The organism is Nocardia aobensis NBRC 100429 (assembly GCF_000308375.1).
GTDB lineage: Bacteria > Actinomycetota > Actinomycetes > Mycobacteriales > Mycobacteriaceae > Nocardia > Nocardia aobensis.
Genome location: NZ_BAFQ01000062.1, coordinates 70522 through 80950 on the forward strand (window position 1 = coordinate 70522; position 10429 = coordinate 80950).

The 10429-nt window shown below is 67.2% G+C and carries 11 protein-coding genes; 8 read left to right on the plus strand and 3 right to left on the minus strand.

Going from position 1 to position 10429, the window contains the following annotated elements; genetic code table 11:
- The first annotated feature begins 140 nt into the window (after window positions 1-140).
- On the plus strand, window positions 141-632 hold the full coding sequence (locus RJ03_RS08540) for a hypothetical protein (protein ID WP_036499837.1): 492 nt from the start codon (window positions 141-143) through the stop codon (window positions 630-632).
- A 53-nt stretch (window positions 633-685) separates the two neighbouring features.
- On the opposite strand, the gene RJ03_RS08545 is transcribed toward RJ03_RS08540, so the two are convergent.
- Both RJ03_RS08545 and RJ03_RS08550 read right to left on the minus strand, forming a co-directional pair.
- Window positions 686-1489, minus strand: coding sequence for an LLM class flavin-dependent oxidoreductase (locus RJ03_RS08545; protein WP_036499839.1), 804 nt, complete (start codon window positions 1487-1489; stop codon window positions 686-688).
- 274 nt (window positions 1490-1763) lie between these two features.
- Entirely contained in the window at window positions 1764-2426 is a 663-nt protein-coding gene (locus RJ03_RS08550; RefSeq protein WP_051024472.1) for a maleylpyruvate isomerase family mycothiol-dependent enzyme, read from the minus strand.
- Between the two features lie 71 nt (window positions 2427-2497).
- On the opposite strand from RJ03_RS08550, the gene RJ03_RS08555 reads away from it, so the two are divergent.
- On the plus strand, window positions 2498-3409 hold the full coding sequence (locus RJ03_RS08555; protein ID WP_157163380.1) for a MerR family transcriptional regulator: 912 nt from the start codon (window positions 2498-2500) through the stop codon (window positions 3407-3409).
- 21 nt (window positions 3410-3430) lie between these two features.
- Here RJ03_RS08555 and RJ03_RS08560 read toward each other — a convergent pair whose 3' ends face one another.
- Window positions 3431-4048 carry a TetR/AcrR family transcriptional regulator gene (locus tag RJ03_RS08560; RefSeq protein WP_083870676.1) on the minus strand — a complete coding sequence of 206 codons (618 nt, stop codon included), beginning with the start codon at window positions 4046-4048 and terminating at the stop codon, window positions 3431-3433.
- Window positions 4049-4200: 152 nt separating this feature from the next.
- Between RJ03_RS08560 and RJ03_RS08565 the strand changes: the two genes are divergently transcribed.
- From RJ03_RS08565 to RJ03_RS08590, 6 genes are all read left to right on the plus strand, one after another.
- Window positions 4201-5289: a Rieske 2Fe-2S domain-containing protein gene (locus tag RJ03_RS08565; RefSeq protein ID WP_051024473.1), complete on the plus strand. Its 1089-nt coding sequence runs from the start codon at window positions 4201-4203 to the stop codon at window positions 5287-5289.
- The gene (locus RJ03_RS08570; protein ID WP_036499847.1) at window positions 5286-6371 is read left to right on the plus strand and encodes an NAD(P)H-dependent amine dehydrogenase family protein; all 1086 of its coding nucleotides are present in this window, start codon (window positions 5286-5288) and stop codon (window positions 6369-6371) included. The genes RJ03_RS08565 and RJ03_RS08570 overlap by 4 nt, the downstream gene beginning before the upstream one ends.
- 120 nt (window positions 6372-6491) lie before the next feature.
- Complete coding sequence (locus RJ03_RS08575; protein ID WP_036499849.1) at window positions 6492-6923, plus strand: nitroreductase family deazaflavin-dependent oxidoreductase; 432 nt, start codon at window positions 6492-6494, stop codon at window positions 6921-6923.
- 199 nt (window positions 6924-7122) lie between these two features.
- Complete coding sequence (locus RJ03_RS08580) at window positions 7123-8142, plus strand: TerC family protein (RefSeq protein WP_036499850.1); 1020 nt, start codon at window positions 7123-7125, stop codon at window positions 8140-8142.
- Between the two features lie 63 nt (window positions 8143-8205).
- Complete coding sequence (locus tag RJ03_RS08585; RefSeq protein WP_036499915.1) at window positions 8206-8724, plus strand: UCP032817 domain-containing protein; 519 nt, start codon at window positions 8206-8208, stop codon at window positions 8722-8724.
- 806 nt (window positions 8725-9530) lie between these two features.
- Window positions 9531-10429: slipin family protein (locus RJ03_RS08590; RefSeq protein WP_083870678.1), on the plus strand; the 899-nt coding region annotated here is incomplete at its 3' end.

Sequence of the window (10429 nt, forward strand, 5' to 3'; positions counted from 1 at the left end):
CGGTCCTGCACCGATATCACCGCCGCACGCCGGCGCCGCTCCGGTCCGCCCGCCTCCACACGACATGGTCGCCGAGCAGGGAGGTAGCTGCCTGCTGCTGTCGAATCACCACATCGACTACTCGTTTCAGGGAGCACACGATGTCCACCATTCACCTCACGCACACCACCACGTCGACACCGGAGCAGTTCGTCGCCGCCCTCACCGACTTCGGTCCGGGCCGGTCGAAACTCTTCGGCAACAGCACCGACGAATACCTCCATGTGCATGCCCAGGACGCCACCCACGCCGACGTCACCGAGGGCTCGCACCGCATCTGGGAACGCCTGCGCTACGACTGGTCCGACCCGCACCACGTCGTCATGACGACCACCGACTCCAACATGTGGGGCGGCGCATCCGGCCACACCTACACCCTCACACCGATGCCCGACGGGACCACCGAAGTCGATGCCGTCGTGGTGCGCGAAGGTAAGAACTTGACGGGACATGTCCTGGAAGCAGTGCTCGGCACGGTCGGCAAACGTGTCCTGGACAAAGAGCTCGTCAAGACGATTCACGCTGTCGAAGCGCGCAATGCCGGCGGGCCGACGACCAACCCGGCTGAAGGGCCGCACGACTTGCATTCCTGACGTCATTTCCGTCGAGAAGGCCGCCGTGGCGATCCGGTCGTGACGGCCCCGCCCTATCGCCCCGCGAGTTCGGTGACCACCGGAGCCAGTCGCTCGGCAACGTCGGCGCCGAAGATGAAGTAGGAGAAGCCGATCTCCTCGCGGCGGCGCTGGATTTCCTCGACGGCGGCTGCGGGGTCGTCCGGGAGTACGGTCAGGGCGTCCGCGGCGCGGAGGGCGGCGGGGTCCGTATCGGGCGGTGCCATGTGTGGGGCGACGGTGTCGCCGACGACCGGCACGGCGAGGGCGAGCTCCTGGTCCGCGGTGGCGCGGAAGTCGCGGGCGAGCCGTTCGACCTCACTGCGGGGCTGGTCCCCCAGTGCGAAGGTGACTATGTCCGCGACCTCGTCCGCCAATGCTCGAGCCTTCGGACCGAGGACGGCCATCGCCACCGGCGTGTGCAGGTCGGAGCCGTCGAGATCTCGCAGCGCCGCCACCGTCTTACGCACCTCGGCCAGCCGCTCGCTCGGCGAGACGACGGGCAGCCCTTTGTCGCGCAGCTCGTCCTCGATGCCCGGCCTGCCGGTGCCGATGCCCATCTCGAAGCGCCCCTCCGTCAGCAGCGACAGCGAGTGCGCTTCCCACGCCGTCTGCCACGGCGGGCGCAGCGGAGAGGCGTAGACCCAGGTGCCCACCCGCAGGTCGGTCAGGGCCGCGGCGGTGGCCAGCATGGGCCCCGGCGCCGGTTGCGTGAGCGGGAAATCGGCCACCAGCAACGTGGAGTAACCACTGTCGGCGATGCGGCGCACGCGATCCCGCCACGTCGGCACGTCGGTCATGAGCGGGGCGACAACCCCGAATCGAAACGGTCGCGTCATAACTGGACTCCTATCGCTCACTACGTTCAGAGACAGGGACGGCGGGCCCGCCCGAAATTCATCGGTGCGCCCGGCGCGTGCCCGGCCGGCCGCGCTCCGGCAGGCGCCGGAGTCAGCGGCTACCGATTTTCGGTTTCGGGCGCGGAACACCGCAGCGAGAGCGACTCGTCTGCTTCGCCCGGCATACCCTAGCTGTCCACTGCCGTACGGGGAGCGAATTCCACAGCGGTACAAGCATTCTCACCAGAAACGAGGGGCAATGCCGCCGCCGGGGCTATCGCCGCGCTGCTCGCTCGGCCATCAGCTGGGCCGCGCCCTCGCCGGTGAGCTGGTCCGGGGCGGGCCGGCGGCCGGTGATGAGCAGGAGCAGGGTGGTGACCGAGCCTTCGATCACCGGTCCGGTGCCGGCGGTCCACTCGCCGTCGGAAGCGACAAGGTGGTAGCGACCGAACTTCTTGCGTGCGTGAAACGGGAAGCCGCCGTTCCATACCCGGTCGAGCGCCAATTCCGCTGCCGCTATCGGCATTTCGCGCCGGATACCGAGTGGGACCGCGATGTCCTGGCCGTGCACCAGCAGATCCATCAGCCGGTCGACAGGGGTCGTGCCGACGGGTGTGACCCGGGCGCCGATGCTGTCGTGCAGCTCGGCGAGCAGTTGTGTGCTGGTCCGGCGGCCGGCGTGCCGGATGGCGGTGTCGCGGACCATGCGGTCGAAGTCGCCTCGGGCTCGGATCAGATTGGTCAGGATCGCCCCCAGACCGGAATCGGCCGACAGGATCAGGTGTGCGACGACATCGCGAACCCGCCAGCCCGCACACAAAGAGGGCTGCTCCCAACCATTCTCGGGAAGGGACCGCAGCAGTTGGACGAGACTCCTGCGCTCGGCGGCGACGGCCTGCCAGATCTGCTCGGTGTCGATGGGTGTCTTTCCGGTCATTGTCGGAACTCCTCGCCTGATCGGTGTTGCAGTACCGTAGGAGTTCCAGTCGGGTGGAGGTTCCAGCGATTGTGACTCACAACACACATCGAGACGGTCTGATGACCATCGGGGAACTGTCGGTGCGCACCGGCGTCCCGGTCCGCACCATCCGCTTCTACTGCGACGAAGGGGTGCTGGAAGCGCGCCGCAGCGCGGCCGGGCATCGCCTGTTCGATCCGGCGACCGCGGTCGATCGACTGCAGCTGGTGCGTCGGCTGCGCACGCTCGGCCTCGGGCTGCCCGCGATCATGGGCGTACTCACCGGAACCACGTCGACAACCGAGGCCGTCGCCATCGAAAAGGCCTCGCTGGATACCGAATTGGCGGCATTGACCTGGCGAAGGGCAGCGCTGGCGGCGGTCGCCGACGCACCGCCCGGCCGGCACGCCGCCCGGCTGGAACTACTGGCCGCAGTCGGTGACGGCCGACGCGCCTACGACGATCTCATCGCGTTCTGGCGCCGCCTGCTCACCCCGATCGCACCGGAATTGTTCGACGCTTTCGCCGCCATGAACATTCCGGCCCCGCCCGCCGATCCCACATCCCGGCAGGTCGTCGCCTACGCCGAACTCGCCACCGCCGCAACCGATCCGGTGTTGACCGCCGCGCTGACGAAACAGCTCTGGCGCCACGATCCCGGACATGTTCGCGACAAACGCGCACTGCTTGCCGGTGTCGCCGAGGCCTGCGCGATCGTGGACCCGCTGGTGGCCGCACACGTCGAACCGCGGCCCGGCGCCGAACTCGACCGGTTTCTCGCCGCTCACGCCGCGGCCCGGGGCGTCCGTCCCACGGCCGAGTTCCGGCGCCGGCTTCTCTACGGCGCCGACGATTACGATCCGCGCATTCGCCGCTACTGGACGCTCACCACCGAGATCACCGGCACGACCACCACCGGTGCGGCACAGGACTGGTTGTACCGGGCGCTGAGCCGGTCGTAGCGGCGAGCCGGAGCCTCGCCCTCACTTCTCCAGATACGCGATCATTCCGTCGATGAGTCCCTGGATGGCGTCGTCGAGGTTGCCGTAGGTGCCGAGGGTGCGTTCGGAGGTGATGCCACGCATGGCGGCGGGGATGAGGGCGGCGACGCGGCGGATTTTCACCGGGTCCACACCTAGGTCGGCGAAGGCGCGTTCACATGCCTTGTCCCAGTTGGGTTTCCAGGAGGCGAGCTCGGCAGCGGTCAGGGGATAGTCGCGTTCGAGTTCGGCGTGGTCGCGAGGCAGGGCGGCGCGCAGGGTTTCGATGGCGAGGGATTCGGGGCGGCGCAAGCCGATCGCCATCGTGTTGATCAGGGCGCTGACCCGTTCGGCCAGGGTGCCTTCCGTGGCGATGCCGGCGGGCAGGTCGCCGCGTTTGTCGGCGGTGTACCGGAGTACCGCCGCCCACAGGCCGTCGATATCGCCGAACTGATATTTCACGACTCCCCAGGTGGCGCCGATGTCGCGGGCGATCCGGTTGCCGGATACGGCTGCCGGGTCGCCGGTGGCCAGCGAGGTGATCGCGGCCTCGAGCATGGCCTCACGCGATTGGATACCGCGCTTGTTCGCACGCCTCCCGCTGACCGCTACATCCGTCACGACGGTCGATAATACCGCGCCTGATCTGCGGCATCAAATTTCAACGAACCCTCTTGTTTTCTTTCATAGAGGGTTCTACGCTCGTGTCGCCGGGCCCGAGTTCAGCGGTCCGCGCCGCGATGTGCGGCCCTCGCCGAACGTGGAGGATCGAGATGGCAAAGCCACCCCTGCCGATGGAGCCGACAGGCTGGTTCCAAGTCGCCTGGTGTGCGGAAATCGCGGTCGGCGCCGTCCACAAGATGAAGTACTTCGGCCGCGAGATGGTCGCGTGGCGTTCGGCGTCGGGGCAGCTGGCGGTGTTCGACGCCTACTGCGAACATCTCGGCGCGCACCTGGGCTACGGCGGGCGCGTCGACGGCGAGAACCTGGTGTGCCCGTTCCACGGCTGGGAGTGGAATCGGCAGGGGCGCAACGTCTGCATCCCCTACGAGTCACATCCCAACAAGGGCCGCCGCATCCGCAGCTATCCGGTCGTCGAACGCAACGAGGCGGTGTGGATCTGGTACGACATCGACGGTCGCGCACCGTATTTCGAGGTGCCGGATATTTTCGAGGCGTTCGGCGACGACAGGACCGCCGCCGACTACTATCCGCCGGTGCCCGCGGCCACGTTGTTCCGGCCGGGGCTGGAACTGCATCCGCAGTACATCATGGAGAACGGCGTCGACTTCGCGCATTTCAAGGTCGTGCACAAGACGCCGTTCGTGCCGGAGTTCACCCGCCACGACTTCTCCGGCCCGGTCTCCTACGTGGACTTCACCATCGCCTTCGACGAGGGCGCCAGCGAATCGGACGTCAACAGCGGCGTCGAGTCGATCAACGCCGGGCTGGGCTGTTCGATCACCAAGAGCTGGGGCATGGTCGACAACCGCACCATGCCCGCGGTCACCCCGGTGGACGAAAGCACCTCCGACGTCCGGTTCACCGTGTGGATCGGACGCAAGCCGGGCGACGACAGCCCGGAGATCACCCGATACGGCAAGACGATGGCCGATTTCGTCATCGACCAGTTCCAGGCCGACATCGACATCTGGGCGCACCAGCGCTACTCCGACCCACCCGCGTTGAGCCGCAAGGAATTTCAAGGATTCACCGCGCTGCGCGAATGGGCGCGGCAGTTCTATCCCGACGGCGGCCCCGCGGGTACCGACCCGCGCCCATCCCACAGCGGGGCTGTTCATCCCGCGGCCGACGCGACCGCTCGAGTACCGTCACCGAACACACCGAAAGGCATGCGATGAGCACCTCCGACACGATCCGGGTATTCCAGGTCGCCACCGGCAATCTCGGCACCGAGATGATCGGCCGGATCCGGAACCATCCGGATCTCGAACTCGTCGGACTCCACTGCTACACGCCCGAGAAGATCGGCCGCGACGCCGGTGAGATCGTCGGCCTCGACCCCATCGGGGTCACCGCGACCGGCACCGTCGAGGAGATCATCGCCGCGCGACCCGACGTGCTCACCTTCCACGGCGTCTTCCCCGACGAAGACCTCTACGAGAAGGTGCTCGAAGCGGGCATCAACGTGGTCACCACCGCGGACTGGATCACCGGCTTCCACCGCGACACCAACCACGCCCATCCCTCGGGCCGCAAGGTCAGCGAGGTGATCCAGGCCGCCTGTGAGCGCGGTAACGCCACCTTCTACGGCACCGGCATGAACCCGGGCCTGTGCCAGATCCTGGGCATCGTGCACACCGCGGACGTCGCCGACATCGAGAACGTCACCGTCACCGAATCGGTCGACGTCTCCTGCCACCATTCCGTCGACACCTGGAAGGCGGTGGGCTACGGCCGCCCGATCGACGACCCGACTATCCCGGACTCGCTCTACCGGTACACCGCGGTGTTCGCCGACTCGGTCTACCTCATGGCCGACGCCTTCGGCCTCGAGCTCGACGAGGTGAAGTTCAGTTACGAACTCGGCGCTTGCACCAAGGACGTCGACCTCGGCTGGTACTTCATGCCGAAGGGCTCGCTCGGCGCCAACTACATCAAGTATCAGGGCATGGTCGACGGCGTCGCGCGCGTGGAGACCCATCTCGAATGGCAGATGACGCCGCACACCGATCCGTCGTGGGAGATCAAGGGCTGCTACATCACTCAGGTGACCGGCGACCCCAACATCTACAGCAAGCACATGATCTTCCCGCGCAAGGGATTCGACCTGTCGAACCCGGAGAACTTCGCCTCGATCGGCATGACCGTCACCGGCCTGCCGGCCCTGAACGCCATCCGATCCGTAGTCGCCGCTCCCCCCGGCATCATCACCAGCGCGGACCTGCCGCTGCGCAGCTTCGCGGGACGCTTCAAGATCTGAGCGGTCGACAGCCGCATCCCGGATCGCTCATGCACGGGGTGCGGCTGAATCTCGTTGCGGGCTTTCGCGCTCCGCGCCGGTTAGGGTTGGGCAAAGGGTTTGCCTGATCGGAGGTGTGGGATGGCTGATTTGTTTTCCACTGCGCTGCGGGCTCATCAGTGGATCTACGAGAAGTCGGACGGGTATGTGGGCCACCGGCTGCTGTTCGGAAATCCCACCCTGTTGTTACGAACGGTGGGGCGTAAGACGGGGCAGCAGCGGACCAGTGCGCTGACCTACGCGCGAGACGGTGACGACTATCTGGTGACGGCGTCCAACGGCGGGTCGCCGCGGCCGCCGGGGTGGCTGGCGAATGTGAAGGCGGCGCCGGAGTGTGAGATCCAGGTCGGGCATCGGCGGATTCCGGTGACCGCGCGGCCGACATATCCGGAGGACACCGAGTACGCGCGGCGGTGGACGCTGGTCGACAAGGTCAACAAGGGCCGGTACACGCAGTATCAGAAGATGACCGATCGGCCCATATCGGTCGTGGTGCTCAGCCCGCGGAGGTGACGCGGGCGGCGGTCGGACCGGTCACATTCGTCCGGATCGCTTGGTTTTCGGGCAAAGGTTTCGCTATCCTCGCTTCCGAGGGGAGTACTTCCCAAGCGCCACACCGGTCAGTACGGATTCCGCCGTCGGGATCCCCGGATGGCCACCCGGATATCGGGTGAAGGAGACCTCGGGTGCTTTCGCATACCCGAGGAGACCTGTGAATTCGTCCGTTCTCGCAGCCGAACAGCTGCACACCATCGGCAGTCCGTGGCTGTGGGTCGCCACCATCGCCGGTGTGCTGGTGCTGCTCGCGCTGGACTTCGTCGTCACCCGCAAACCGCACGAGGTGTCGATGCGGGAGGCGGTCGGCTGGACCGTGTTCTACCTGGCGCTGCCGGTCGCGTTCTTCGGCATTCTGTGGGCCGGATTCGGGTCGAAGCCGGCCACGGAGTTCATCACCGGTTATCTGCTGGAGAAGTCGCTCTCGGTGGACAACCTGTTCGTCTTCATGCTGCTGCTGGCGGCCTTCGCGGTCCCGGCGGTGCTGGCGCAACGGGTGCTGTTGTTCGGCATCGTGGGCGCGCTGGTGCTGCGCGGCATCTTCATCGCCGTCGGCGCGGCCGCGCTCGCCTCGCTGGATTGGGCGTTCCTGCTGTTCGGCGCGATTCTGCTGCTCACCGCGCTCAAGCTGATCCGCGACGCGGTCACCGGGCACGAACAGGACGTGGACATCTCCCGGATGCGGTCGGTGCGCCTGATGCGCAGACTGATGCCCGTCACCGACGACTACCGCGGCACGAAGATGACCGTGCGGGAGGCCGGCCGCCGCGCCCTGACCCCGCTCGCCCTGGTGGTCACCGCCGTCATGGCGACCGACCTGGTATTCGCCATCGACTCGGTGCCCGCCGTCTACGGCGTCACCGGCGACCCGTACCTGGTGTTCGCCACCAACGCCTTCGCCCTGCTGGGTCTGCGCGCCCTCTACTTCGTCCTGCAGGCGGTCCTGGCCCGGCTCGTCCACCTCGCCTACGGCCTGGCGGTGATCCTCGGCTTCATCGGCGTCAAACTGGTGCTGCACTGGGCACACGGTTACTGGGACTGGCTACCGGAGATCCCCACCGCCGCCTCGCTGCTGGTGATCGTGGTGGTGCTCGGCGCGGTGACCGTGACCAGCCTGCTGGCCACCCGGGGCGAGAAGGACGGCGACTCCGCCACCGTCGACACTCCCGCTCGATGAGAAGCACGCGGCCCGCGGGCACCGGAGTTGTCCCGCACCGAAATTCCGCCGTACCGTGGGCCGGTGCTGTCCCGTTTCCGGCGTATCGATCCGGTCCGCACCCGGCGTGCCGTCGATGCGCTGCGATTGCCGGAGGCCGTCTTCAAGACCTGTCCCTGGCAGCCGCGAGACGTGGTGGAAACCGGTCTGCGGCAATGGTTGCGGTGCTGCGGTGCGGCAATGGCCGACGATCAGGTGATCGGAATGCCGTCCCATGCCGTGGACGAGGCATGGCACGGTTTGATCCTGTGCACCAAGCGATATCGCGACTTCTGCGATGCCGCGTACGGCCGGTTCCTGCACCATTTCCCCGAGGGAGACGGCTACGGCGGCGGCAGCGGTGTGCCGATGGCTACTCAACTCGGCCGCACCGTCGTCGCCTGGTCCATCGTCGCCGACCCGGGCGAGGAGTGTGTGCTGTGGGATCTGGACACCGTTGTGGGAGTGGATAATCCGTGGGGCGTGCCACCGGAGCGGGTCGCCGAGGTGGAAACCGCCCTGGGTGAGATCACCGCCGGCTCACCGCACCGCTCCCCTGCGTGACGACGGGCCGGATCTGCCGGAAACCCGCGTGTGCACTGTCGGCTGCCGGGTTCAGTCGGAGCCTCCGAGCCCGCGCGCTCGCGGTGGCGGCGACAGCGAACATGCCTCGGCACGGACATTTCCCCCATACATACTCCGGCCGCATTTACTCGGGCCAGCGCGAAGAGATTAGGGCAATCGGCGACCTGCGGGTCGGCCTCGTGCGTTCCCGGCCGGCTTCGGCCACGATTTCCAACTTTCGGCCGGGTCGCCCGAGAGCAAACCCCCGATGTGTGTCTCGACCTAGTTGCTGCTGCCACCGCCACAGCTACTCCCCCCACCGCAACTACTTCCGCCACCACAACTGCTGCTTCCCCCACCGCAACTGCTACTCCCACCGCCACAACTGCTGCCCCCGCCACAACTACTGCCCCCGCCACAACTACTGCCTCCTGAGCAACTACTGCCCCCGCTGCAACCACTGCCCCCACTACAACCGGCCGTACTGCAACCGCCTCCGCCGCAATCGCTTCCGCTGGATCTGCGGCCGCCACCACTCTTATCACCGGCCTGCCATCGACGGCGGCGCGCCGAGGGCGATATTTCGCGGCGGACGGCCGCGACCGAGATCCAGACGAGTATGCCGACCACGGCGGCGATGACGACGAACAGCATGAGCGGACGATAACCGCGCGACCCGTCCTCCGCCCGGTGAGCCGGTCGTGCGCCACACGAGAGGGCAATAGCCCGCTCGGCGCAACGGTGCCATGATCGATGGCAGGAGCCCGGTCGCGGGCGTGCCGGGCGTTTCGCATGGTGGTGACGCTATGGACGTTGCGACGTTTGCCGCATTCATCGTGGGGGCGGGGGCGGTGTGCGCCGGCATCGCCTTCAGCACCGGATTGCGGGTGGTTCAGCAGTATGAGCGCGGGCTGGTGTTCCGGTTCGGGCGGGTGCGGGCGGTGCGTAAACCGGGGTTGCGGGTGCTCATTCCGTTCGTCGACAAGATGCGCAAGGTGCCGATGCAGGTCGTGACGATGCCGGTGCCCGGCCAGGAGGGCATCACCCGCGACAACGTGACCGTGCGGGTCGACGCGGTGGTGTACTTCCGGGTGATCGACCCGGCGCAGGCGGTGGTCGAGGTCCAGGACTATCTGTTCGCCGTCGAGCAGGTGGCGCAGACGTCGCTGCGGTCGATCATCGGCAAGAGCGAACTCGACGATCTGCTGTCCAACCGCGAGCAGTTGAACAAGGGTCTGGAGTTGATGATCGACAGCCCGGCCCTCGCCTGGGGCGTGCATATCGACCGGGTGGAGATCAAGGATGTGGCACTGCCGGAATCGCTGAAACGGTCGATGTCGCGGCAGGCGGAGGCCGAACGCGAACGCCGCGCCCGCGTCATCACCGCCGAAGGCGAGCTCCAGGCCTCGCGCAAGCTGACCGACGCCGCCGAACGGATGGCGACCGCCCCGGCGGCATTGCAGCTGCGACTGCTCCAAACCGTCGTCGAGGTTGCCGCAGAGAAGAATTCGACCCTGGTGCTCCCGTTCCCGGTGGAGCTGCTGCGGTTCCTGGAACGATCGACCCCCGCGGAAGCGAGCGCACCACCGGCCGACACGTCCACCGAGACCGAGAACACCGCCGATTCAACCCCGGACCCGAGACCACTACGGGTCCAACCGCCCTGGACGCAAGCGGAACGCACACCGCAGCAGCACCCGGCCCA